At 58.2% G+C, this 23,301-nt stretch carries 21 protein-coding genes and 2 riboswitches; of the genes, 8 read left to right on the forward strand and 13 right to left on the reverse strand.

Annotated features, from left to right (window positions below; genetic code table 11):
- Nucleotides 1-16 precede the first annotated feature (16 nt).
- Together EFQ99_RS29650 and EFQ99_RS29655 are read right to left on the reverse strand one after the other, a co-directional pair.
- On the reverse strand, nt 17-1,123 hold the full coding sequence (locus EFQ99_RS29650) for an LLM class flavin-dependent oxidoreductase (RefSeq protein WP_126924715.1): 1,107 nt from the start codon (nt 1,121-1,123) through the stop codon (nt 17-19).
- A 236-nt stretch (nt 1,124-1,359) separates the two neighbouring features.
- Nucleotides 1,360-2,610 (reverse strand): D-amino acid dehydrogenase, encoded by a 1,251-nt coding sequence (locus EFQ99_RS29655; protein ID WP_126924716.1) that lies wholly within the window; start codon nt 2,608-2,610, stop codon nt 1,360-1,362.
- Nucleotides 2,611-2,655: 45 nt separating this feature from the next.
- A riboswitch (glycine riboswitch) is annotated at nt 2,656-2,742 on the reverse strand.
- A 1-nt stretch (nt 2,743) separates the two neighbouring features.
- Nucleotides 2,744-2,834, reverse strand: a riboswitch (glycine riboswitch).
- A gap of 119 nt (nt 2,835-2,953) precedes the next feature.
- Between EFQ99_RS29655 and EFQ99_RS29660 the strand changes: the two genes are divergently transcribed.
- From EFQ99_RS29660 to EFQ99_RS29690, 7 genes are all read left to right on the forward strand, one after another.
- Nucleotides 2,954-3,934 carry a D-2-hydroxyacid dehydrogenase gene (locus EFQ99_RS29660; protein ID WP_126924717.1) on the forward strand — a complete coding sequence of 327 codons (981 nt, stop codon included), beginning with the start codon at nt 2,954-2,956 and terminating at the stop codon, nt 3,932-3,934.
- Nucleotides 3,935-3,954: 20 nt separating this feature from the next.
- A complete protein-coding gene (locus tag EFQ99_RS29665) occupies nt 3,955-4,377 on the forward strand; it encodes a GlcG/HbpS family heme-binding protein (RefSeq protein WP_126924718.1) in 423 nt (140 codons plus the stop codon).
- Nucleotides 4,378-4,399: 22 nt separating this feature from the next.
- Nucleotides 4,400-5,302 (forward strand): LysR family transcriptional regulator, encoded by a 903-nt coding sequence (locus tag EFQ99_RS29670; protein ID WP_126924719.1) that lies wholly within the window; start codon nt 4,400-4,402, stop codon nt 5,300-5,302.
- The gene (locus EFQ99_RS29675) at nt 5,299-6,333 is read left to right on the forward strand and encodes a bifunctional riboflavin kinase/FAD synthetase (RefSeq protein ID WP_126924720.1); all 1,035 of its coding nucleotides are present in this window, start codon (nt 5,299-5,301) and stop codon (nt 6,331-6,333) included. The genes EFQ99_RS29670 and EFQ99_RS29675 overlap by 4 nt, the downstream gene beginning before the upstream one ends.
- Nucleotides 6,330-7,232 (forward strand): LysR family transcriptional regulator, encoded by a 903-nt coding sequence (locus tag EFQ99_RS29680; RefSeq protein WP_126924721.1) that lies wholly within the window; start codon nt 6,330-6,332, stop codon nt 7,230-7,232. The genes EFQ99_RS29675 and EFQ99_RS29680 overlap by 4 nt, the downstream gene beginning before the upstream one ends.
- 29 nt (nt 7,233-7,261) lie before the next feature.
- Nucleotides 7,262-8,011, forward strand: coding sequence for an SDR family NAD(P)-dependent oxidoreductase (locus EFQ99_RS29685; protein ID WP_126924722.1), 750 nt, complete (start codon nt 7,262-7,264; stop codon nt 8,009-8,011).
- 276 nt (nt 8,012-8,287) lie between these two features.
- The gene (locus EFQ99_RS29690) at nt 8,288-9,454 is read left to right on the forward strand and encodes a mandelate racemase/muconate lactonizing enzyme family protein (protein ID WP_126924723.1); all 1,167 of its coding nucleotides are present in this window, start codon (nt 8,288-8,290) and stop codon (nt 9,452-9,454) included.
- 690 nt (nt 9,455-10,144) lie between these two features.
- Here EFQ99_RS29690 and EFQ99_RS29695 read toward each other — a convergent pair.
- From EFQ99_RS29695 to EFQ99_RS29745, 11 genes are all read right to left on the reverse strand, one after another.
- On the reverse strand, nt 10,145-10,801 hold the full coding sequence (locus EFQ99_RS29695) for a GntR family transcriptional regulator (protein WP_126924724.1): 657 nt from the start codon (nt 10,799-10,801) through the stop codon (nt 10,145-10,147).
- A 130-nt stretch (nt 10,802-10,931) separates the two neighbouring features.
- Entirely contained in the window at nt 10,932-12,239 is a 1,308-nt protein-coding gene (locus EFQ99_RS29700; protein WP_126924725.1) for an aspartate aminotransferase family protein, read from the reverse strand.
- 6 nt (nt 12,240-12,245) lie between these two features.
- A complete protein-coding gene (locus EFQ99_RS29705) occupies nt 12,246-13,472 on the reverse strand; it encodes a phosphotransferase (RefSeq protein ID WP_126924726.1) in 1,227 nt (408 codons plus the stop codon).
- On the reverse strand, nt 13,429-14,220 hold the full coding sequence (locus EFQ99_RS29710) for an SDR family NAD(P)-dependent oxidoreductase (RefSeq protein WP_126924727.1): 792 nt from the start codon (nt 14,218-14,220) through the stop codon (nt 13,429-13,431). Before EFQ99_RS29710 ends, EFQ99_RS29705 begins: the two co-directional genes overlap by 44 nt.
- Complete coding sequence (locus EFQ99_RS29715) at nt 14,217-15,311, reverse strand: ABC transporter ATP-binding protein (RefSeq protein ID WP_126924728.1); 1,095 nt, start codon at nt 15,309-15,311, stop codon at nt 14,217-14,219. The genes EFQ99_RS29710 and EFQ99_RS29715 overlap by 4 nt, the downstream gene beginning before the upstream one ends.
- Nucleotides 15,312-15,325: 14 nt before the next feature.
- Nucleotides 15,326-15,748, reverse strand: coding sequence for a diol dehydratase small subunit (locus EFQ99_RS29720; RefSeq protein WP_126924729.1), 423 nt, complete (start codon nt 15,746-15,748; stop codon nt 15,326-15,328).
- On the reverse strand, nt 15,745-18,018 hold the full coding sequence (locus tag EFQ99_RS29725; protein WP_126924730.1) for a propanediol/glycerol family dehydratase large subunit: 2,274 nt from the start codon (nt 18,016-18,018) through the stop codon (nt 15,745-15,747). Before EFQ99_RS29725 ends, EFQ99_RS29720 begins: the two co-directional genes overlap by 4 nt.
- Nucleotide 18,019: 1 nt before the next feature.
- Nucleotides 18,020-18,940: a carbohydrate ABC transporter permease gene (locus EFQ99_RS29730; protein ID WP_126924731.1), complete on the reverse strand. Its 921-nt coding sequence runs from the start codon at nt 18,938-18,940 to the stop codon at nt 18,020-18,022.
- A gap of 76 nt (nt 18,941-19,016) precedes the next feature.
- On the reverse strand, nt 19,017-20,318 hold the full coding sequence (locus tag EFQ99_RS29735; protein ID WP_126924732.1) for an extracellular solute-binding protein: 1,302 nt from the start codon (nt 20,316-20,318) through the stop codon (nt 19,017-19,019).
- Nucleotides 20,319-20,372: 54 nt separating this feature from the next.
- Complete coding sequence (locus tag EFQ99_RS29740) at nt 20,373-21,194, reverse strand: carbohydrate ABC transporter permease (RefSeq protein WP_126924733.1); 822 nt, start codon at nt 21,192-21,194, stop codon at nt 20,373-20,375.
- A gap of 548 nt (nt 21,195-21,742) precedes the next feature.
- On the reverse strand, nt 21,743-22,078 hold the full coding sequence (locus EFQ99_RS29745; protein WP_126924734.1) for a cupin domain-containing protein: 336 nt from the start codon (nt 22,076-22,078) through the stop codon (nt 21,743-21,745).
- A 344-nt stretch (nt 22,079-22,422) separates the two neighbouring features.
- Between EFQ99_RS29745 and EFQ99_RS29750 the strand changes: the two genes are divergently transcribed.
- On the forward strand, nt 22,423-23,073 hold the full coding sequence (locus tag EFQ99_RS29750) for a TetR/AcrR family transcriptional regulator (protein ID WP_126924735.1): 651 nt from the start codon (nt 22,423-22,425) through the stop codon (nt 23,071-23,073).
- The last annotated feature ends 228 nt before the right edge of the window (nt 23,074-23,301 follow it).

Here is a 23,301-nt window from a genome sequence, read left to right on the forward strand (position 1 = left end):
TATCAGATGCGCTTGATTATTCGGCTGCCTGAAGGGTGGAGACGTGCTGGCGCAGCTTGGGCATGACCTCGGTCGCCAGAAGCTCCATCGAACGCTTGTGCAGAGCAGGGCGGTCCCAGTCCTTCTGCGTCATCATGAGGGAGCCGAAAGGACCACCGACCTCGTCAACGAATGTCACGAGCTTGTCGAGGACCGTCTTCGGCGAGCCGGACATCACCATCCAGTCGAGGCAATTCTTGACCGTGATGTCGCTGTCGAGGGTGTTCATGGATGGCTTCAGAACGCCGAGCAGCTTGAATGCCTTCATGTCTTCGACGATGTACTCGTAGTACCAGTTGTACGACGAGGTCTCGTCCGCCAGGTATTCAGCCGATTCCTGATCCGAGTCCGTGACAAGGATCGAGCGCGCGATACGCCACTTGTTGCGATCCGGACGGCGGCCAGCCTTCTCGCAACCGACAGCATACTGTTCCCAGTGCGTCTTGACGTTGGCCAGCGGCGTGAAGTTCGCTGAAACAATGCTCCAGCCATTTTCACCAGCCTGGCGAGCGCTGCTCGAAGATGGGCTCATGACGGAAATGGCGAGTTCCGGGAATGGCTGCTGATAGGGCTTCAGCATCGGGCCGAACCCGAGGCTCGGTATAAGGGTCTTTTCGACCACTACGTCCCAGTACTTGCCCTTGATGTTGTAGGGCGGGCTGCTGGACCAGATCTCATGCATGATGCGGATGGACTCGGTCGTCATCTCAGCACGATTCTTGTCGCTCGTTCCGAACAGTTCCATGTCCGTTACGAGACCGCCCGGGCCAACACCCATGATGAAGCGGCCTTCAGAAAGATGATCGAACTGTGCGATCTGGCCAGCGAGGCGGGCAGGATGATGCTGAGGGAGATTGAGAACGCCCGTGGCAAACTTGATCTGCTTCGTGGCATGGATCAGCGAGCCGAAGAACTGGAGCGGATCCGCGATCGGTTCGCACGAGCAGGTGATATGCTCGCCGACCCAGACTTCAGCAAAATTCAGACGATCGGCGAGAATAACGGCTTCGCGATCCTGCTTCAACAGCTCCGTGAAATTGCGCCGCTGATCATGAAGCGGCATCATGAAAAGACCGAGGTCCATGAGAGTCTCCTCTGTTGTAGAGATCGGCCTGTCCGATCCTCACAAACGACGGTGCAAGGGGTGTGCCAGTTTATAAAATAATGTAGAAGCAGATACTTAACGTATTTTCGCAATGAATCTCAGTAGGGCTGGCTAGTCTCAACTTTGAGAATCTTCGGGTCCATCAATCTCAAGAGATTTGAGACTCGCGATTGAGACGAAAAAAAAGGCCGGACAAAATGTCCGGCCCCGGTAGCTCAGGCAACTCTCCGCGGTTGCCCTTGTGAGTATTCGTCCACTAATCCGGAGAGGAGGTCAGCGGTGGCTGCTGATAATGTCCAGCCGAGATGCCCATGACCTGTGTTGTAGAACACACCAGGCTTACTGCCTTTTCGAACCTGCGGCATCATGTTTGGCATCATCGGCCGTAGTCCCGCCCAGGGAACGACGCGAGAGGTCGATGCGCTGGGGAATAGCATCCGCACCCAGTCAACCAACGGTTTCGTGCGATCAGACCGGATATCTCGATTGATACCGTTGAATTCGGCTGTTCCTGCTACCCTGAAGCGATCAGGCCCAAGTCGGCTGGTGACTATCTTGGCGCGGTCATCGAGCAGGCTGACCCAAGGCGCACCGTTCTGGCTCTCGGGATCGTCGAGATGAACGGTGATCGAGTATCCTTTTACCGGATAGACGTTTACCCGGTCGCCCAACATGGACGCGAATTTGCGACTACCTACGCCAGCGCAGACAACAATTGCGTCGGCGTTTAGCGTGCGAACCTGGGTATCGGCTCCGCCGGTAGGCCTCCACGTCACAGTCACCTGGTTGCCTGCGACTACGTCCTGAACGTCCGCGTCAAACAGGAATTTGGCGCCCTGTCGAACGCAGGCCTCGGCCAGACCGCGAGTAAACTTGTGGATGTCGCCAGTCGAGTCCGACGGCGTGAAGAAGCCACCGAAGAAATCGCCCACGAGCGCGGGTTCGATGCTCTTGATCTCAGCGGGCGAAACGGCACGTCGGTCGAGGCCCCCGGCCTGCAGAAGTTCGTTGACCTTCTGCGCTCCATCGAAGCTCTTGCGGTCGTAGTAGACGTGTAGAATTCCGCGCTTTTCGAGATCGAAATCAATGCCTTCGCTCTCAGCCGTCGCAAACATATGCTTGCGCGCCTCGATGGCAAGTCTCGTGGTAGCGATCGTGTTGTCCTTGTACCCGGAGATGCTTCCGAGAAACTCACCCATCCAGGAGTATTTGTGCCAGCTTGGCGATGGATTCATCAGAAGCGGAGCGTCCTTTTTGAGCATCCACTTCATGCCCTTCACGACGGTCGACCAACTATTCCAGACCTCGGCGTTGCTCGCCGACAGCTGACCGCCGTTCGCGAAAGATGTTTCCATCGCCGGATAGCGATGTCGTTCAATGACGGTCACATCGTGACCGCGTTTCAGAAGGGCATACGCCGTCGTTACGCCGGTGATGCCGGCGCCCAAAACCACAATATGGGACATAATCTCTCCAACAGTAGGTGCGGGACCTTGCCAGTCCCTTGCCCCCAATCTGTCTCGGTACCTGAGAGCTTTTCCTTCGTGTCGAAGGTCCCCTTCGGTGGACGCGGCGAGGCCGTGTCTCTCTCCAGATTGTCCAAACCCTGCAGTCTTTTTGCCTGAGAGTTTCCTGGGGGGGTGCTCCGTCGGCGCGGCCCTCGTGGGGCCATCTCTCCTGCAAGGCTTACGAACGCCTTTAGGGTAGGCATAGAAGTTTTGAAACGGCAATCCCCTTTCGAAATTTTTCAATCCAGCAATTGGCACACTGCTTGCAAGTATCATCTCGATCACTCGTAAGGGAATGAAAATGCGAGATTTTCTGGTTTACATCGAGAACAAGCATACCCCGGAGTCCCCTTACTTCGTCTCGAAAGAGGCTGTTTCCCGAGCGCTCGGCCCCAATGCACGTCGATCGGAAATCGTCATCCATCCTGAACAGGAGCCGGACCTGAATGTCCTGCGTTCGGCGTCCTATTTCGTTGGTTCTGGCTTCGATGTGCGACGCCTCCGGGAACATGGCCAGTCACTTCGCTTCGTGCACTGCACCAGCGCTGGCGTCGAGAAGTACATGCCGCTGGACTGGTTGCCTAACGGTGCTTTCCTTACCAACAGCAGTGGAGTGCATGCCGAGAAGGGCGGCGCGTTCGGCGCGATGACTGTCATGATGCTGTGTGAAGGCGTTCCGCGTCATATTCGCAACCAACGCTTGCGTCGCTGGGACAATCAGCTTTCGGCGTGCCTTTCCAGCAAGACGGTCGTCGTTCTTGGATTTGGAGAGCTAGGCAGCGCGATTGCGTCACGGCTCCGGCCGTTTGGAGTGCGGATTGTTGGCGTTAGCCGGAGCGGGAGGCCGCATCCAGACGCGAATGAGATGGTTGAGGTCGGTGACCTCCAATCCGTGCTCCCTATCGCAGACTGCTTGGTCGTCAGTTGTCCGCTAACTCCACAGACTTTCGGATTGATCGGCCGGAAGCAGATCGCTTCGATGAAATCGGGAGCATCCCTGTTCAACATTGCCCGCGGTCCCGTCGTCGACAATGCTGCGCTCTGCGCGGCGCTTGAGGCGGGACATCTGAGTGGCGCTGCGCTCGATGTATTCGATCCCGAGCCTCTGCCAGCCACAAGTCCTCTTTGGGATGTTCCAAACCTCATGATCTTTCCGCACATCTCGTGCGATGACGCGGACGGCTACGTCGACCGCTGCCTGTCCATCTTTGCAGAGAATGTCGAACACGACTTGGCCGGACGCCCATTGCGAAACCGCGTGGACGGCAAGGCCGGATACTAACCGAAACCAGGAGAAGATACGTGTCTAAAGCCTACAATGAAACCGTCGCGCTTTCTCAGTCCGGAGCGCTTGCGGCTCTGCGTGCTGCCGTGGAGAAGGCTCAGGAAATGGGGGTGCCGCAATGCATCTTCATTGTTGACCCGAGTGGCGAAACGATCGCGAGCCTTCGGATGGACGGCGCGAAATACCTCAGCATGCATACTGCTCGTGCGAAAGCGCGAACAGCCGCATCGATCCGAAACGCGACTGGATCGATGACACCTGAGTTCGCTGTCGCTGCAGGAATTGCTTCCAACGGTGGGGTTACCAATCTTCCGGGTGGGCTTCCCATACGCTTCGGCGGCAAGCTCGCGGGAGCCATCGGTGTGGGTTCGGGAACAGGCGACCAAGACATCGAGGTTGGCCGCGCAGCACTGGCCGCGATCGAGGCCGACCCGATCTGATGGATCAGCGCTGGAGCAAGCCATGACCAATCTTGGGGATCTCGAGATTTTTGCAAAAGTCGCATCGACGGGCAGCATGTCAGTCGCGGGGCGCGCATTGGGCTACTCGCCTGCCGTGGTCTCGAAGCGAATAATGCGTCTTGAGAACCGCTTGGGTACGAGGTTACTCCAGCGAACCACCCGACAGGTTTCAATGACAGAGGCAGGCCTAGGCTTCTATCAGCGAATCCTGAGGGTTTTGGAAGGATTGCAGGAGGCCGAGGGCTTCATATCCGGCCAAGTCGACCTCGCGCAGGGGACGTTGAAGGTGTCGGCTCCCACATCTTTTGGCCGCCTGCACATCGCTCCACATATGGCTGCCTTCCTCAACCGATACCCATCCATCTCTCTGAACCTGATCCTGACCGACGAGTTCAGCGATCTCGTCGGCGAAGGTTTCGACATGGCCGTGCGCATTGGCGAGCTTACTGACTCCACACTGGTCGCAAAGCGGCTGGCACCTGTCCGACGTATCCTCTGCGCATCGCCGAAATACGTCGCGAACAGTGGCGAACCAGCAGCGTTCGAAGATTTGGATGGTCACTGCTGTCTTCCCACGCACAACGGTGAGCCTTGGCGGATGGCGAGCGATAGCGGCAAGGTTATCCACCGACCCAGCGCAAGCTTGGCGACCAATTCCAGCGAAGTGGTCAGGGCCGCGGTGCTGTCTGGAATTGGGATTGCTCTACGATCTACCTGGGAAGTTGGTGCGGATATTCGATCCGGCAAGCTTGTGCAGGTACTGCCCGAGTATGAAGGGGCTGGCGACATTTCCATAGCAGCGGTCTATCCCAGCAGGCAGTTCCTGCCTGTGAAGGTCCGCATATTCATCGACTACCTAGCTGAGATTTTTGGCGAGGCGCCATACTGGGAGAACGGGCCATGACCAACAGGGAAATTGTCGCCGAACGTCGCGTCTCGTCGTTGAACAGGCTGACTGGAAACGTCATCGCCTTGGGCAACTTTGACGGAGTTCATCGTGGTCACCAGGCATTGCTCCAAGCGGCGCATGACCTGGCCATCGACATGCGACTTCAATATTACGTCGCCTGCTTCTCACCGCATCCAAAACATATTCTGCAGCCATCGGAAGGCTTTTTCGAGCTCAGTTCCCTTCCGCAGAAGGAAGAGCACTTCCAGCAGCTGGGCGCCGCCGGGACGCTCGCGCTCCCGTTCGATGCTGCGGTCTCGCGAATGTCTCCGAGAGAGTTCTGCGACTGGCTGTGGGAGACGACGAAACCTCGGGCGATCACAGTCGGCTGCGACTTCCACTTTGGCAACCGACGGGCGGGTGGGCCAGCCTATCTGCGTGACTACGGCCAAAGAGCCGGAACGCTTGTGAAGCTGATCGATCCCTCTCGTGACAGAGAGGGGGAGGCCTTCACTTCGGAACAAGCTAGAACTGCCCTGTCGTTGGGAGACATTGACCGCGCTTCTGATCTATTGGGCTACCGCTATCGTGTTGAAGCGAAGGTCATCCACGGTGCCAAGCTTGGACGGACACTCGGATTTCCGACAGCCAACATGGAACTAGCTCGCGGCAGCAAGCTGTGCGCCGGGATCTATGCCGTGAAGTTCAAAGACGGCGCTGGGCGAGAGCATGACGGAGTCGCGAGCTTCGGTAGGCGCCCGACAGTGACAGCTGACGGACTGTCGTTGCTCGAGACTTATGTGTTCAGCTATTCGGGAGACCTATACGGACAGACTTGTACCGTGACCTTCGTAAAGTACCTGAGGCCGGAGCTGAAATTCGACGGCCTTCCAGCACTTGTCGCTCAGATGAAGCGTGATGAAGCCGACGCACGGGTGGCGCTCGCTAAAGCATCCCTCAACGTCAGTGGCGAACACTGTGTCGCTCATCCTCTTGGCGCTTCCGGTGCAGGGATCTCCTACTTGTCGAGTGGGGAGACTAGATGAAGTATCATCAGATCGAGGCGTTCTATCAGGTGATGCTCACTGGAAGCATCTCAAAGGCTGCCACGAACCTCGGTCGGACACAGCCTGCCGTCAGCATGACGATCGCGACGCTCGAGGATCAGCTGGGAACCGTTCTTTTTGACAGGCGCGCGGGACGCATCACGCCCCGTGCTGAGGCACAGGTGCTCTTCGAGCAGGTGAGTTCGGTGATGCAGCAGCTCGGCGATATCCGGTATCGCTTCGGCCGATTGGGATCCATCGCTGTCCCGCGGATATCCATCATTTCGTCCAGCAACGTCGGCATGTATCTGATCCCATCCGCCATTTCGGAAATTGCATCGACGGATCAGGAATTCCGGCTGATGACCGGGTCGGCGGCGACGATCGTTTCCGAGATGGACAACCAGCGCCACGATCTGGCGGTCACCGACGAAGGCACATCGGAGATTCCCACTGACTCGCGTCTCTTTGAGACCGAGACATTCCAGGTGCCAGCGTTCGCCATCTATCCCAGGGGGCTCCTGAGTGCGGGCGGGTCAACGCTGAAGACGGAAGACCTGATCGGGCACCAGATATGCACTCTGTATGAAGGCAACCTGGCTGCAAAGGAGATACGGGAAAAGCTCCGACCTCCACGTGTCGAGTTCTCCAGCTATTTTCCGATGGCTTGCTATGCGGCCACGACGGGGAGCGTCGCTGTCGTCGACTTCATAACGTGGACGGCAATGCAGAGGCTTACCTCCGGCACGCTTCACGTCGAGGGTAGGGCGATATCCGACGTCTCGCCGACACACTACTACCTTCTCCGACCAAAATTCCGTCCCCGTTCCAAGGTTTCAGACCACTGCCACGGTCAGATCAGGAAGCTGCTACGGGATCACGAAGCACTCGCGCATTGAAACTGCACAGCAGAAATTAGGAGGATTCCGTGTCTGATTTGAAGGGAAAGACCGCGATCGTAACGGGAGCGTCGTCTGGCATCGGAAGGGCGACGGCTGTTGCGCTGGCGGCGCGAGGCGCCCGTGTGGCCCTCATCGGCCGACGAAAAGAGGCCCTAGATAGTGTCGCTTCCGAGATTGGCGGTGCGGCCATTGGGTTCGTCGCCGACGTCGGAAAGGAAGAGGAGGCGACGCTTGCGGTTCGGGGCGCTTGGGATGCGTTGGGCGGAGTTGACTATCTGGTCCATGCGGCAGGCATCATAACGCCCGCAAGGCTCGAGGCTCTAACGGCGAGCCTGTGGAGACAACACATCGATGTCAACCTGAACGGGGCTTTCTATATCATGCGCGAATGCGCTCTCCGGATGCGAGAGAGAGGTAGTGGTAGCATCGCAGCCATCGCGTCCGACCTGTCGTTCAAGGGATTGGAATACTATGCGCACTATTGCGCGTCCAAAGCCGGACTGGCGGGCCTGACGAAGGCAATGGCGCTTGAACTGGCTCCTATTGTTCGCGTCAACTCCGTCTGCCCCGGCCCGGTCGATACTCCAATGATGGAGTCGGAACTAAAATGGTTCGGCGGGACGGATGACGTACGCCAGGGAGCTGTCTCGCAGGTTCCACTTAAAAGGTTCGCCTCGCCGGAGGAAATTGCCAAATTCGCGGTGTTTGTGGCAGTCGATGCGACTTTCGCAACTGGCGCGATGCTCAGTGTTGATGGCGGGACCACCGCGCGATAGATCCAGCCCACATGCGCGCGCTTTCGCAGGCCCCAACGCCTTCCGTGCCAACGGCGGGTGTTGGGGCTTTCTTTTTCGCACCGAGGGACATTTCTCATCGATGCACGCGCCCATAAGTCAATCTTATAAGGTCATCAGAACTTCGATTTTGCGACGTCGATCGGTTTGGCCGACTATCGGTTGGCAATCAGGTGATTGCCGCTCCGCCGGAGGAACTCGCACAATTCGCGTGCGCGGTCAGGCGAGCGAAATCCCGCCTTTCGAAGGAATGCAGCCATGCGCGTTACAAACATCCGGGCATACCGGATCCCAACGGGCGGTGTTCGCCCGGTGCTCGTTGAAGTCACGACGGACGAAGGTATCACGGGCTGGGGCGAAGCAGCTGTAGCCTACGGTCTGGGCGCCCGCGCTGCCGCTGGCGCCATCGCCGACTACTCGCCGCGCGTCATCGGCCAGGATCCGCGCTATCCGCGACAAGTCTATCACGAAATCTATGACAACTCCTTCTGGACGAAGGGCGGCGGCGCCATCGCCTTCGCGGCGGTCAGCGCCATCGATCAAGCTCTCTGGGACATCAAGGGTAAAGCATTGGGCGTTCCAGTCTACGAACTGCTCGGCGGAAAGTTTGCTGACCAGGCCCAGGTATACGCCAACGGTTGGAACTATCACTGCAACGACGCCGTCGAGTGGGCAAAGGCGGCGGAACGGCCTCTGAAGGATGGCTACAAGATCCTCAAGAGCTACCCCTTCGCTACGCAGCAGCCCGGGCGAACGCTCACTCACGTCCAGCGGCGCATGCTTTCACCGGAAGAACTCACGAGAGCAATCGACCGGATCAAGCTTCTCAAGGAAGTAGTTGGTGATCAGGCAGAACTCATGATCGACCTCTCGGGCGGCATCAACAATGACCAGCTGTTCCGGGTGCTCGACCTCTGTGAGGAACTCAACGTCATGTGGGTCGAAGAGCCACTCGACGCGTTCAATATCACAGGACTGAAGAATCTTGCGGGACGCTACAAGTTCCCGATCGCTGCTGGTGAGCGTGTCTATACACGAAACGGCTTCCGCAACCTTCTTGAAACGGGCGCGATTGATGTCGTTATGCCGGACGTTGGGAATTGCGGCGGCGTCTTCGAACTTGTTCAGATTGCTGCGATGGCGGAAGCCTACAACGCACGCGTTTCACCCCACAACTGCGCCTCCACACTCTGCACCGCGGCATCGCTCCAGGTATGGGCAGCGTGCGCAAACGCAATGCCATTGGAAATCTATCCCTACCTGCCAGAATCCACCGGTTATGTTCAGGTTCTGAAGAACGCTCCAGAAAATCGTATCCGCAATGGCTACCTCGAAGTCAGCACCGATCCGGGTCTGGGCGCCGAGGTTGATGCCGAGCGGCTTCAAAACTACTGCGTCTTCGACTACAAGCAGGAAGCTGCTTGAGCAACGGTGCTTGATGTTGCCAGGCGCCCATGCCCGGGGCGGTTTCTGTTTAAAGGCGCCGCGGCTGACCGGCAACTGGCGACCGGAGAACACCAAGCGTCCGCCATTTCGGATTTCCCGGTTTCAATAGTGAAACACGTCAAGGACTGGTATATTCTGGGCGGCGTCCCGCGCAAGATGATAAAACGGCGGCCAATCGACGGACTGACCGCCTTTTTGTGCCTGAATGTCCACCAAATTGAGCACCCCACGTTACTCCGCATTCCTCGTAGCGCAGCAGGGGGCAATCTGCTTACTGGTTCTTAAGCGTGGGATACACGGCTCCTTGGAGCGGAACGGATTTTCTCCACTGAGGTATGTTGCAACACGGCGCCGGTGCCAGCAATAGTCGGCGGGAAGGATCCAGGCGGCTCAGATGAATGTACTTGGGAGACGATCGGAACGTGGCATGGGTCAATCCGAAGCCGGACATTGTCGGATGTACGAAATGCCCGCACACTTCGTTCAGGTCGTCACGCGTGCTTGCAGAACAATGCGCCGGCCCTGACGCCAAGACAGAAGTGTAAATTCGGCGCCTCGCATCGTGGTTGACAAACTAAATCCGCTTTCGCCGCACGCGGCGACAGAGCCGCTGGTCGAGTTCAACCCGCGGCGACTTGGTTAAAGAGAGTACCGGTAAAGCCAGTGGGGCTATGATGGTAGCAATTCAATAAGGACGGAGCCGGCTTCGCTTATGTCCCGGGCCGTTGCCTCCGAAGCTGCATTGGCGTCCTGTTTTCTTAGAGCCGCGATCATATGCTCATGCTCCTCGTTGGCGATGGCCAGGAACCGACCCTCCTGCGCCAGTCGGTTCAGCCAGGGGCCAGTTCTCAGCCAGCACAGCCCTATCAGCTGCTGGAGATAGGGCAGTCCGGATGCCTCGTAGATTAGGAAGTGGAAGGTCTGATTGTCCGCTAGGTAATCGGGAAAGCAGCCCCTCTCGATAGCCGCATGCATTCGATCCGAGAGGGTCTGTAGCCTGTCGCACAGCTCGCCGTCGGCCCGCGCGGCGGCAGCCTCGGCGGCGAAGCGTTCCAGGCGAAGACGAATTTCAGTGACCTCGATGAACCGGCTGCGCGTCATGACGGGAACCTGGATGGCCCGGTTCGGGGTCAGTTCCAGCGCCCCCTCCGCGATCAGCCTTTGCAACGCCTCGCGCACCGGCGTGGCCGAGATCCCGAGGCTCACGCCAAGGCCCCGGATCGTCAGAGACTGACCGGGCGCTAGCCGCCCCGTAAGAAGCGCGTTGCGCAACGTGGCATAGGCTTGCTCATGCAACGGCTCTGACGTTAGTTGTGTGAACTCCATTCGATTTCTCTTTCCTACGTTTTGACCGAAGCTAGAACAATTTCTGTAGAACTGTGAGTGCTTTCGTCAAAAAATCCCAGAAAAACAGGACGATGGCGCCTTGCAAAGCCGACCTTGAAATCTTTAGTGGTCAATATGATGCCAGCGCCTCCTGCGCTGCTTCGAGAAAACGCTCGGCCTCCGTCCGGCGTAGGACCAGAGGAGGGCGAATCTTGAGGATATTTGCCCCCGGCCCGGTGGCGCTGATCAGGACCCCATTACGCCGCAGGTGGTTGACTACACGACCGGCCAGCCGCGCATTGGGCGCACCGCCTTCCACGCATTCGACGGCGAGGAACAGCCCGGTGCCGCGCACGTCGGCAATATCGTCGCGGCCCGCGGCGATCTCCTTCAGCCCTTGTTTTAGAATAGCGCCGGTGATGCGCGCATTTTCCTGCAGTCCTTCTTCCTCGATCACGTCGAGCACTGCCATCCCAGCGGCGCAGGCCACCGCATTGCCGCCGAACGTATTGAAGTAGCGCGCTTTGGCACCGAACTCGTCGACGAGCTCCGGCCGAAGAGCCAGGCCCGCGACTGGAAAGCCGTTGCCCATTGGCTTGCCCATGGACACCATATCGGGCACCAACCCGTGGCGCTGGAAGCCCCAGAAGGCGTCCCCGGTGCGTGCGAAGCCGGGCTGCACTTCATCTGCGATGAAGACGCCGCCCTCGGCGCGGATGAGATCGACAGCGGGTTTGAGGAAGCCTGCCGGATCGGGATAAAGCCCGTCGCTGGAAAAAATCGTGTCTACAATGAAGGCGGCCGGCTCTATATGGTCGGCCCTCAGCGAGGCGATGGCGGCGGCGAGATCCGCGGCGAGTTTTGCGCCCTGCTCGGCGGGCGCAACTGTAAGCGCATTCGGTGCCGGGATCACCCGCACGCGCGATCCGCGTGGTACGAAGTCCCCCAGCGAAGGCGAGATCTCTGAGACCGCCTCCGTTACCCCGTGATAGGCGAGACTGGTGACGATCACGCCTTGCCGCCCGGTGAACGAGCGCGCGATCCTCAGCGCAAGGTCGTTGGCTTCCGATCCGGTGCAGGTGAACATGGTGTGGCCGAGCGCTGGTGGCATGGTCTTGAGCAGCCTGTCCGCATAGGCGACGACGCCCTCATGCAGATAGCGGGTATGGGTGTTAAGTGTGCCGAGTTGGCGCGTGATGGCCTCAATCACCTTCGGATGACAATGGCCGACCGACGCTACATTGTTATAGGCGTCGAGATAGGCCTTGCCCTTGTTGTCGTAGAGCCAGACTCCTTCGCCGCGCACAAGGTGCAGCGGTTCTTCGTAGAACAAACGATAGGCCGGGCCGAGCACCTTGTTGCGGTGCTCGATCAGGGCCGCATCCTCGGCTTCAAGGCTCGAAATGCGTTTCGGGTCAAAGGCGTTGACCATAGTCATGGCAATTTACTCCGGTTTGGCGGAAAGAGCGGCTGCGTGCAGAGTTTCCGCGGCTTTGTTTGGGCCGATGCGGTCGACTACGTCCAACCCCCGAAGCGAGGCCGCGGCATTGCGCAGAATATAGCCGGCGTTTTCGGGATAGCGTCGCGCCCGCCATGCCGTGATCGCGAGCGTGGTGATGTGGCGCAGCCGGATCAGGTCCGGGAGCAGCATGAATTCCTCCTCCTCTAGGGGCAAGACGCGGTAGTATCCAGTGACCATCTCGGCGACCCGGCTCAGCGGTTCGGTGTCGTCGGTGATGTGGTAGGAGCAGGCTACGGCGAGGTCACAAAGCGTCGGCGTATGCACCATATCGCCGAAATCGATAATCCCGGTCGGCCGCGTGGCCTCGGTCGCATTCACCACGAGGTTGTGGGGGTTGAAATCGTTATGGACGATTTGGGCGCGCAGATGTGGCAGGCGCGGTGCGATCTCTGCATCGAAGCGGTCAAGGAGGGCGATCAGCCGGACCCGCAGCGTGCTGTCCTCAACCGAGTCGAGCATAGGGCGTAGGCGCCCCGCATGTTTGATATCCCATTGCAGCACATGGCCCGCCGCGGGATGAAAGAAGCCGCGCAGTGCTTTGGTCAGCCGCGCGAGTAGGGCGCCTATGCCGCGGTGCAGGTCAGGGCCGGGGCTGGCCGCGTGCAGCATGGTGCCGTCGATGAAGGTCAACAGCCGCGCCACATGTTTTTGCCCGGAAGGTCCGGTTACGATCTCCCAGGGTTTGCCCTCCCGCGTCTCGCAGATGCGTTGCACCGGCAACGCCGGATCAATGGCGGCAAGATGCGCAAGGGCTGCGGTCTGCATCGCCGTCACGGCGCGGTCCTCCGCGGCATTGGTGATCTTCAGGAGAGCTTGCTCGCCGCCCGCAAGACGGATTTGGAAGTTCGAATCCCGCTCGGAGGATAGCATTCGCATCTCGCCGGCAATGCCGAACACGAGTTCCGCGATGCGGGCGCCTTCTTTCAGCGAGATGCCTGGCGGAGGCACGGACAGAAGCGCACTTTCGGTGATTGCTCCGATCTCGGCCGTACGAGCCGGGTCTGTCGTCGCGAAGAAAGGCGGCAGGCCGCCGGAAGGCCCGGCTGCGGCGGGGTGGGGATTGATTAACACTACAATATCCTTGTTGCTGTGCTTGGCTGCTTGGTCAAACCGAAGAGTTGCTGCCGCCGGCGAGGCACTCGCCGCCATCGACCACCAGCGCATGGCCGGTGATGAAGGAAGAGCGATCCGAACACAGAAAGAGCACGGCTTCTGCGATCTCCTCCGGTCGACCAAAGCGGCCCATTGGCACCAGGTCGCGCACGACCTTTTCCAGCGCCGCGCGGCCGCCGAGCTGCGCCTCGTATGGCCCGTTAAACGGCGTGTCGACCCAGCCGGGGCAAAGCGCATTCACCCGGATGCCGTCGCGGGCGTAGTCAAGCGCGATCTGTTTGGTCATGGTGATGACGGCCGACTTGGTGGTTATATAAGCAAGCATTCCCTTGTCGAGAAACACGCCGGCGTTCGACGCGGTGTTGAGGATCACTCCGCCGCCCTGCGCTCGCATATGAGGGAGCGCTGCCTTGCAGGCCGCAAACTGCGCGACTACATTGATCTCGTAGCTCTTGCGCATGTCGGCGGTATTGATCTGCTCCAGTGACCCGCCGATCTGGATGCCCGCGTGATTGTGCAAGATGTTCAGCGCGCCGTGCTCGCGCACGAGCTTGGCAAAGACTTCGGTCACCTCGGCTTCGTCCGCCACATCCATCGCCGACGATGCGGAAAACCCGCCGGCGGCGCGGATAGCCTCCGTGGTTTCCTCTGCCAGTTCGGCTTCGCGGTCGGTCGCCATCACGAAGCAACCGTTGGCGGCAAGGATATGGGCGGATTGCCGGCCGATCCCAGATCCGGCTGCCGTGACGAGCGCGGTCTTGCCGCTTAGAAGCGTGTAGCTCATGGGGTGCCTCCTTGACGTAGGCTGCTCTCAGTTTTCGCGTCGAACAGGTGCACGGCTCCGGCATCCACATGGAAGCGGCGCACCTGACCGCGCTCCGGCGCCGTGCCGGGCTGTAGGCGTAAAGTGACCTCTTGGCCGGCAACGTCGCCGATGACGTAGACTTCGGCGCCGCAGGGTTCGATTAGCGACGCGGTGATGGCAAATGACGGCCAGTCGGGGCTGCGTGCTTCCAAGTAGAACGCCTCCGGTCGCACGCCGAGCAGGACTTGGCGGCCGCGCTCGCCCTTCAGGTGAGCGAATGCCGGCGGCAGCGGGAAGGAGGCGCCTTTCGGCACGGTAATCACACCGTCCCCGACCGTAGCTGGAAGTAGGTTCATGGCCGGCGAGCCGATGAATTTGGCGATGAAGGTGTTGGCGGGGCGATTGTAGAGATCGTCCGGTGAGCCGATCTGCTCGATCCTGCCGGCGCGCATGGCGACGATACGGTCGGCGAGCGTCATGGCTTCGATCTGATCGTGGGTGACGTAGATCACCGTCTGCTTCTCTTCCAGATGCATCCGCTTGATCTCGGCGCGCATCGAGGTGCGAAGCTGTGCATCTAGGTTGGACAGCGGTTCGTCGAAGAGATAGACTGCGGGCTGGCGCACCATCGCGCGGCCCATGGCGACGCGCTGGCGCTGCCCGCCCGACAGTTCCCGCGGCTTGCGCGAAAGCAGGTGGTCGATATGCAACATTTTCGCCGCGCGGTTCACCTGGTCGTTGATTTCCGACTGCGAAACCTTCGCAAGTTTCAAGCTGAAGCTCATGTTCTCGGCTGCGGTCATATGCGGGTAGAGGGCATAGGACTGGAAGACCATCGCGATATCACGGTCGCGCGGCGAAAGGTGCGTCACCGCGCGCTCGCCAATGCGGATCTCGCCCGCCGTAGTAGCTTCCAGCCCGGCTATCATGCGCAGTAGCGTTGTCTTGCCGCAGCCGGAAGGGCCAACTAGCACGACGAATTCCCCGTTAGCGATCCTCAAATCAAGGTCGCGAATAATATCGACAGAGCCAAAGTTTTTGACGAGCCGAACCACTTCCACCTGGGCCATTTGTATTCCCTTTGCTAGAATCTTTTTGTGAAAAGACCGCGTCGTTCGCACACGTCGGCGGCCTCCTCGATCATGGCGGCGATCCGGGTTGCGCCATAGTCGCGCCGCATCAGCGCGGCTTGCGCACGCAGTTCCTCGGCGGATCTCGCGCGGCCGGGGCGCAGCAGTTCATAGGTATTGAGGAGCGTCTCCTGCGGCACGGCGACCAACTCCGCGGCGCGCTCGAAATTCTCGGCGAGACGGTCGCGGCCCGTCGCGCGTGCGATATCAGCCTGCAGTCGCAGCACTGCGGGCGAGATCGCCAAATCCTGTGCGCCGACCCGGCCTTCCAGCACGGCGTCGACAGTGAAATCCTCAAGTCTGAGCCCCGTTTTGCTACGTACCAGATGAGGCGCCTTTTCGGAGAGGGGGTAGAGATTGCGAGCATCTGAACTCATGCATTCCGCTCCGGACTGGCGAAGAACATCTCTTCCGGCTCGGCGCCGGGTTCGGTCATTTCCGTTTCGATGGCGTAGAGCAACGCGACACGCGGGTGGAAGCGCGCGCCGAGCGCCTGCCCGTTATTGGTCACGATAATCGGCTCGGGCGTCTCGCCCCAGGTCATGCGCCCGGCATTACGGCCCATGGCGCGATATTGCTCCAGCGATACTAATGGCGCGTTGGAGAATAGCTCCAAGTTCATGTGCGGCAGCCGGTCCATTTGGTGGATGATCGCGGTGCCCTTGGCCTGAACGCCTATACCATAACCAGAACCTGCCAGATGGGCAGCACTCAGGCCCAGAAAGGATGTGTCTGCCGTGTGGCGGATCCGAACCACACGCGGCATTCCGCCACCTTCCAGCACACCCTTCGTCAATGCATCTAAGACTTCGCTGACGGCGTGTCCCGCAGTCGTACAATGCAGTCGATCACCGAAAGCTGGCGAAATGCCTATGACGACCTCGTGTGGATCCTCGCCCTTTGCAGCAATTCCGATTGAGTAAAGTTGCGCCGAACCCGTCGGGGGCTCGTGATTTCCCTCCGCCGCCAAGACGTGGCTGCGATTGATAGTGCCACGAACCGCCTTGACACGGTCCCAGCGCGGCTGGTTCATCCGGTAGCCGGTGCCAGGCCCGGAATAGTTGTTTGGCTCATTTACCGCACTGATGACCCTGCCATCGCGAACGACAGCTGAGGTCTGGAGATAGTCTCCGCTTATGCGTTGGCGCAACATGCTCATCAGGTTTTCGGCCATGTCGCGGCGGCCGCGCAGGGCCAGCGCTTTCACGACATCGAGCGCTGTCAGGCCGCGAGCAGCGATATCTCGACTAATTTGAAGGGTGCGCCTGGGAGTAAAGGTCTCCGTGTCCTCTGAGCCGGAAGCGAAGATGACGCTATTCTTCATGTCTGCATCGGCCGTGGCGAGGCCGAGCTCATCGAGGACATCCGCAAGTGCTTCAACGGCCTGGCTTCGTGCGTGCAACGCCTTCTCTTCTTCTAGCGGGGCGAGCCCGCCATCTACCTCGAAGTCGCGTTGCAGGACGAGGTAATCTTCCATTTCCTCTGCATTGAACAACGACGGATTAAAGGAGTTATCGTAGGCGCGAATTGAGCCGAACCCGGAGGTAATAAGGTCCGATCCAGCAAGCAAATAGGGGGTTATCTTGGCCCCGATGCGGATTTCCGACTCTGACGTCCTCGTATCGTTGCCGGAGGCGCACTCCAGTCCGAGCCATACTGCGAGAAGGTTTTCCGCCATCAACTCGCGCACGCCACCTGGCATTGATGCCGTTAGTGGCGCGCCGTCTATGCCGCCGTTCTGGGTCCCCTGTACGCCCATGGCTCGCTGGAGGCACAAACAGCGCGCCTCCAGATACAGCACTGAACGTTGTTCATGATAGCCCATTAGCAGTTCTGCGCCAGCTCCCGATGTGCAGCGCGCCTTGATGCCCCTAGATGCGTAGGCCGCGGTCAGGAAGGTTTTCGACCAAGGCGTGTCGTCACCGTCGACAAAGGATCGTTCACTGCCGTAGACTGAAACGGTTTCGGCATATGTAGCAAGGCCGGCCAGCCCGATCTTGAGCTCTTCTGCTTCCTCGATCGAGCATTGAAAGAGAGTGCTGCCACGTCCGACTGCCGCACCCACCGTGCAGGCGAGTGCGTTGGCCCAAGCATTGCCCGCCACTCGCATCGTGGTTTCGATTTCGTCGAAGCCTAGTGCCACGGCAATGGCGGAATCGGCTGCGAGTTGCAGCGGATCATCCTTAGCGTTGGTGACGTGCGCCTGGTTTCCGGGGCTGTGCCTCTGGCGCATCTTGGAATAGGCAAATGTCACCTCGAGTGCCGACAGCTTACCTACTACTTCAGCCAGTTTGGCAGGGGTCATCCCTCGCGCCAGACGTTCAAGCTCCGTCCGTGATACGTTAACGTCTACTAACATCCGTGCCACAAGCGTGCTGTCGAGTTCCATAGCTTCCTTGGCCACGGAAACATCGATGTGGTGGGCAGCGATGAAGGCGTCGAGAATATCGAAATCCGCTGCCTTCCGACCATCCATCTCGAGAACATCGCCCTTGGGTCCGACCTTGAGCCCCGGAGCGGGATCGAACGGCGAATGGAGAACCGCGAATCCATCCTCCGGACTTTCCTCTGAGAAACTGTCGAGCCGGAGGGGGCGCTTGTCCCACTCCAGCATACGCTTCCAACGCGGTGGCCGGTTCTGCGTCATGTCAATTCTCCCGCATGACACGCAGAAGAACGACGGTCAGGACGATTACTGCAGTGAGTAGGATGAATGAAACTGCTGCCGCCTGCCCGATGTCCAGGAACCGAAACCCGAGACGATAGGCATAAAAGCTAATAGTCTCAGTTACCTTGCCGGGACCACCCTGCGTGAGCATATAGATCAGGTCATAGCTCTTCAGAGCTGTGATCATACGGATCATCAGGGTGACAAGGATGACCGGTTTCAGCATGGGCAAGGTGACGTGGCGAAGAATCTGAAACGCATTTGCACCATCGATACGCGCAGCCTCTACCGGATCTTGCGGCAGCGACTTGAGACCTGCATAGAGCATGATGAGCATGAGCGAAGTTTCGGTCCAGATATCGACCAGCACGACGGTTGCTAACGCAAGATGAGGATCGCCGAACCAACCCTGTTGAGGAATTCCGACGACGGAAATAATCCAGTTGATGATCCCAAGATTAGGGTTGAACATCAGGCGAAACATGAGCGCCACGGCGACTGGCGTCATGAGAATCGGAAGCATAAGGACAGTGAGATACAGTTCGCGGAACTTCAGCCAAGACTGATTTAGCAGAAGTGCCAAACTCAAAGCGATCAGGAATTCTAGACAGACGACGATTGCCGTCAGCTTCATCGTCGTCCATGATACGCTTGCGAAATCCTCACTCAAAATGACAGCATAGTTGTGGAGCCAGACTAGGTCACCGAGCCCGTAGGTGATCACATATTCATGCAGGCTGAGCCAGAAGGAATAGATAAGTGGCCCGGCAACTACGCAGGCTAGAACGATAATTGTCGGCATCATGAACAATAGTTTGTAGAATGCGAACGAATATCCGTCCGTTTTGCGCGATTGGGCGGAACGCGAAGGTGTCGCAGCGGTTCGGCTAATGCTTGTCATGCTAATGGGTCCGTACACGATGGGATCAACGCTGCGGCCGGCTGATTTAACCGGCCGCAGGACATTGTCTGGGCGATCACTTCAACAGTGGGTCCCCCTTGGTAAGACCGGCAAACTTATCCTCTGCGTTGGCGATCGCAGTCGCCGGATCTGTACCGTTTGCGAGAACGTCGCCCATGACCTCCGCAAAGACTTCAACCAGTTGGGTCGCGCGCGACATCACTGGCAGACCCTTCGCGTGGGCGAGCGCATCGCCCACTGCGGCCATTTGCGGCCAACGCTTCAGATATTCCGGATCTTGATAGATCCAGGCCTGCGTCGCTTGCCCACCTGCCATTGCGCGCTTCATCGCAATGTCTTTAGACTCGACCCACTTCATAAATTCCCAAGAGCAATCGGGATTTGCAGCATTCGTCGGGATGGCCCAACCCCAGGCGCCAAGTAGGCTATCCTTACCCGGCATGCGTGCAAACGCCACCTTGTCCACCACCTTTGACTCTTTTGGATCCTGCAACGTGGGCATCAAGAATAGATAGGTGATCGCGAAGACTGCTTTGTCCTGCTTCAGCGCATTGGCGACATCGTCGAAGTTTGCGCCCAGAGCGCCGGGCTGAGCAGCCTTGGCTAGGAGCTCTGCGTAGATCTTTACGGCCTCTATAGCCTCTGGAGAGTTCAGCGATGGGACCCAGGTCTGACGGTTGTAGAAATCCCCTCCAAGCGAGAAGAGATAATTGGTGGCTTCCATCACCACGGGATCGGCGCGCTGGCCCGCCATCGCCACACCTGCTTTACCGGTGAATTTGCCCGCCCATTCCGCCACGTCGGCATATTCCTCGAGGGTTTCTGGCAATCGCCAGTCACGCCCGAACTTCTCCTTATATGCGGCCTGGAACTTAGAGTCCTCGACGATATCCTTACGGTACAGCATGCCCATCGCGTAGTGCCAGAATGGCAGCATGTAGGTGGTGCCCTTGACCTTACCGTTTATCTCCATGAGTGCCGGATAGTAGACGGAGGTGTCGACCTTGTCGGCGGCAATACGGTCATCGAGTGGCTGGATCCACTTGGCAGTGACAAACTCACCGGTCCAATAGCTGTCAACTGCCAGTACGTCGTAAGTGCCGGTCGAAGCAGTCAGACTGGGCACAAGCTTTTCATGCATAAGCGAGTAGTTTACTGCCTCGATGTTGATCTTGGCGCCCGACAGTGCTTCGAATTCCGGACCGATCTTCATCAGCGCAGTGCTATCAGGAACCGTCTCGAGCAACAGGTTCAAGGTCTTGCCTTTACAGACGGCCGCGGGATCGGCAAGTGCGGTCGAGGCGGCAAGCAGCGAGGCGGCCATCACGCCAAGCATAGTTCTGAGCTGTCGGGGCATGCTTCGATCTCCTTAGTACTGGTTGAGTAGTGGATGGTTACGGTCGTTTGCCGGTCAGCCTTTGACCGCTCCAAGGTTTAGCCCTGCGACGAGGAAACGGCGCATGGCGAAATACAGGATCGCCATTGGCAGCATGGCAAGGATAGTTGCCGCGCTGACCGCCCCGATCGCCGTACCTTGCTGGGTGACCAAGCTTGATATCGCGACAGGGAGGGTTTTAGACTCGTTTCCTGTCAGCATCAGAGCGAACAGAAATTCATTCCAGCTCAGCACGAAGCTCAAAACCGTGGCGGCTCCGATACCTGGAAGAAGAGCTGGGACAATGATGCGTATGAATGCCGTCAATGGCGTGCAACCATCAATCAACGCTGCCTCGTCTAACTCGCGTGGGACGCGCTTCATGAAGCTCATCATCAACCAGACGACGTATGGCAGGTTGAAGGCGAGATAGGTGACGATCAGGCCGGTTCGGGAATCAGTCAGCCCGATATTCTTGAAAATTAGAAAGAAAGGGATGACCAACACGATGGGCGGCATCATCTGGGTGGCCAGAATGACGATCGGCATTGCCTTGCCGCCGGCTTTGTAGCGGTCCATCGCGTAGGCGGCGAGGGCACCGATGAGGACTGCAAGCAACGTGGATGTTAACGCGATAATGAGACTGTTCAGGAAGAAGGCCCCAAAATTCATCTCGAGTATTATCGTCCTGTAGTTGTCGAGCGTCGGCGTGAAAAACAGGGCGGGCGGCAATTGGTAAGCGACTACCTTGTCGGCAAACGAGGTACGAAGCACCCAGAGGAGCGGCAAGAGTATCGCCAGGCTACAGATGGCGAGGATGAGATGCGTGACAACTCGAAGAATAAGGGAAGGCTGCACGATTACGCCTCGTCTGTGTTATAACAAATAACGTATTACATGTATGAGATATCTTTTTCGCTGCCAGTCAAGAGTTTTTTTCGGAGGACGTATGATTGACCGCATGCGGCGCATGCCATTCCGGTTACAAAACGTGTGCGCACAGCCAGCAAAAGAAGCTCTCGGAGGTCAGAGAGAACTGCCGCCAACTCGGTCGGCGGTTTCGCCGACGCAGCAGCCGCGGCCCGAAGCTGCGCCAGTTCTCGGCGACTATCAAACCTGTGTGACCCTGCTCCGGTCTGCACAGGCATGAATTCGAGTATCTGTTAGTGTCGGAGCGGACCAGAGAGCCTGCCGAGTTGGTTTCGAACTCTGCCAGATCTTATGGCTGTTCTGCTGCCGACGGCCGGGAGGCCTGGAATTGGCTTGTCTACTGCAATTCCACGATTTTGATACAAATCCACCGTCAGCGTCGCCCACGGTGGACATTGAATTTGGCCTTGGTTGTTCCGGCGGCCAAGTACATCGATCTGATGTTCTGCCTACCGGTAACCTCCGTGCTTGGATGTTCAGCGCTGCGCGACGTAGAAGGCCAATCCCTTTGACTTGGATGAGAACTTCACTTTCTCGCCCTTGCCAAAGAATAGGATATCGCCCGGCTTCATATCGTAGGTCTCGCCGCGGTCGTTTGTTACCGACAATTCACCTTCGAGGAGAATTTTGAACTCTTCCGCGTCGTACGTATAGGGACAAGGTTCTCCGGCCTCTTGCTTGAAAAGGCCGCAGGTGATGGGCGCACCCTTATTTTCTGAAGTCAGAAGATCCGACATGAAGGCTTTGATGTCGGGTAGCTTCAGATCGGTGATCTCGCATGTAAGGGCGTTGTCGAGTTTGCGGATTGTCATCGGTGTCTCACTTTGTCTGTTTGTTGGTTTCGGGCTTGTGCTGATAAGCCGGCCTGCTTGGTAGATGGTGGCGTTCGGCCAAGGGGCGGGGCGCAACGTAGGACAGGAACGTTAGAATAACAATAGGACGATCGTACAAAAATTACTTAGTGAGGTTCCGTAGTGGGTATGCTAGCCAATGGTCATATCGCTTGCTTGCTGGACCTTCCTGATCATGAGCCCCAACTGCCGCTCTTTCGTGCTTCCGTTGCGTCGAAAATTGTTTTAGGACTTATGTCCAAGGTAAAGTCGGCGGAGCCGCATGCGGTTCTACTTGGAAAGCGGGCCGAGGGAGGCCGGATCCAATGGAAGAAACTCATCAGTCGAATGAGCCAACGACGGGAACAGCGTTGGCGACGACCGGCAAGGGAAACGCACGTGTGCGCGCCATCCTTGAGGAGGCGAAGAACATCCTGGTGGAAGAGGGCTTTGCCGAACTATCGTTTCGCACGCTCGCAAAGCGATGCGGAATAACAGTTGGAAACGTCACCTATTATTTCCCGACTAAAGAGCTCCTGATGGAGCAGCTCGCCGTCTATATATTTGATCGCTGGGATGAGGGATTTCAACGACGAGTGCCTGAGCGCCTGACCGATCACATCGAAATCTTTGAATATTCCGTCCGCTACATGATTGAGGAAAACAAGCGGCCTCGCACAAATGCTCTCCTTCAGGAGATGTGGGCAATATCCAGCCGTAGCGATACGGTGATGCGGATGTTGGACGTTTTCTACGCAAAAATGCGTGCTTGGATCGAGGGAATGCTGGCCGGCGTGAACTCGGAGCTTCCCATCCGTGCTCGAAAGTTGCGAGCTGCTTTGATCACCTCCCAAATTGAAGGATTGATTGTACTGATAGGGCCGCGCCGCATTCCACATGACGAGTTGCGCGGATTGGAAGAGGCGGCTCTTGTCGCAATTAGGCAGTTGGCGATAGCGCCAGATGGGAGTGTTTAGTTTTTTCAATTCGACGTTGTCTGCGGTGGTCAACAGGCCATTACCAGACCTACGTTCCTTCTTTCAACGCACGCTTGACCCGCAGAATGGTTATTCCAACAGTTTGAATTAGCCCCCGAAAGGCCCGGACATGCTCCCCCACTTAGCTAAGTGGGTAGGAGTAATGTTGGTAATATGACTAGTAGCAATTTTAAGATGGAAGTCCTCTCTGGGCCGGAACGTCGGCGG

This window comes from Rhizobium vallis (assembly GCF_003985155.1).
Lineage (GTDB): Bacteria > Pseudomonadota > Alphaproteobacteria > Rhizobiales > Rhizobiaceae > Rhizobium > Rhizobium vallis.

Excerpts from the sequence above, each read along its gene's own strand:
- EFQ99_RS29750 (WP_126924735.1), top strand. The coding sequence starts at position 22,423 with ATGGAAGAAACTCATCAGTCGAATGAGCCAACGACGGGAACAGCGTTG.
- EFQ99_RS29725 (WP_126924730.1), bottom strand. The coding sequence starts at position 18,018 with ATGACGCAGAACCGGCCACCGCGTTGGAAGCGTATGCTGGAGTGGGAC.
- EFQ99_RS29745 (WP_126924734.1), bottom strand. The coding sequence starts at position 22,078 with ATGACAATCCGCAAACTCGACAACGCCCTTACATGCGAGATCACCGAT.
- EFQ99_RS29705 (WP_126924726.1), bottom strand. The coding sequence starts at position 13,472 with ATGGCGGCGAGTGCCTCGCCGGCGGCAGCAACTCTTCGGTTTGACCAA.
- EFQ99_RS29730 (WP_126924731.1), bottom strand. The coding sequence starts at position 18,940 with ATGACAAGCATTAGCCGAACCGCTGCGACACCTTCGCGTTCCGCCCAA.
- EFQ99_RS29715 (WP_126924728.1), bottom strand. The coding sequence starts at position 15,311 with ATGGCCCAGGTGGAAGTGGTTCGGCTCGTCAAAAACTTTGGCTCTGTC.
- EFQ99_RS29660 (WP_126924717.1), top strand. The coding sequence starts at position 2,954 with ATGCGAGATTTTCTGGTTTACATCGAGAACAAGCATACCCCGGAGTCC.
- EFQ99_RS29700 (WP_126924725.1), bottom strand. The coding sequence starts at position 12,239 with ATGACTATGGTCAACGCCTTTGACCCGAAACGCATTTCGAGCCTTGAA.
- EFQ99_RS29680 (WP_126924721.1), top strand. The coding sequence starts at position 6,330 with ATGAAGTATCATCAGATCGAGGCGTTCTATCAGGTGATGCTCACTGGA.
- EFQ99_RS29690 (WP_126924723.1), top strand. The coding sequence starts at position 8,288 with ATGCGCGTTACAAACATCCGGGCATACCGGATCCCAACGGGCGGTGTT.
- EFQ99_RS29650 (WP_126924715.1), bottom strand. The coding sequence starts at position 1,123 with ATGGACCTCGGTCTTTTCATGATGCCGCTTCATGATCAGCGGCGCAAT.
- EFQ99_RS29655 (WP_126924716.1), bottom strand. The coding sequence starts at position 2,610 with ATGTCCCATATTGTGGTTTTGGGCGCCGGCATCACCGGCGTAACGACG.
- EFQ99_RS29670 (WP_126924719.1), top strand. The coding sequence starts at position 4,400 with ATGACCAATCTTGGGGATCTCGAGATTTTTGCAAAAGTCGCATCGACG.
- EFQ99_RS29720 (WP_126924729.1), bottom strand. The coding sequence starts at position 15,748 with ATGAGTTCAGATGCTCGCAATCTCTACCCCCTCTCCGAAAAGGCGCCT.
- EFQ99_RS29695 (WP_126924724.1), bottom strand. The coding sequence starts at position 10,801 with ATGGAGTTCACACAACTAACGTCAGAGCCGTTGCATGAGCAAGCCTAT.
- EFQ99_RS29675 (WP_126924720.1), top strand. The coding sequence starts at position 5,299 with ATGACCAACAGGGAAATTGTCGCCGAACGTCGCGTCTCGTCGTTGAAC.
- EFQ99_RS29710 (WP_126924727.1), bottom strand. The coding sequence starts at position 14,220 with ATGAGCTACACGCTTCTAAGCGGCAAGACCGCGCTCGTCACGGCAGCC.
- EFQ99_RS29735 (WP_126924732.1), bottom strand. The coding sequence starts at position 20,318 with ATGCCCCGACAGCTCAGAACTATGCTTGGCGTGATGGCCGCCTCGCTG.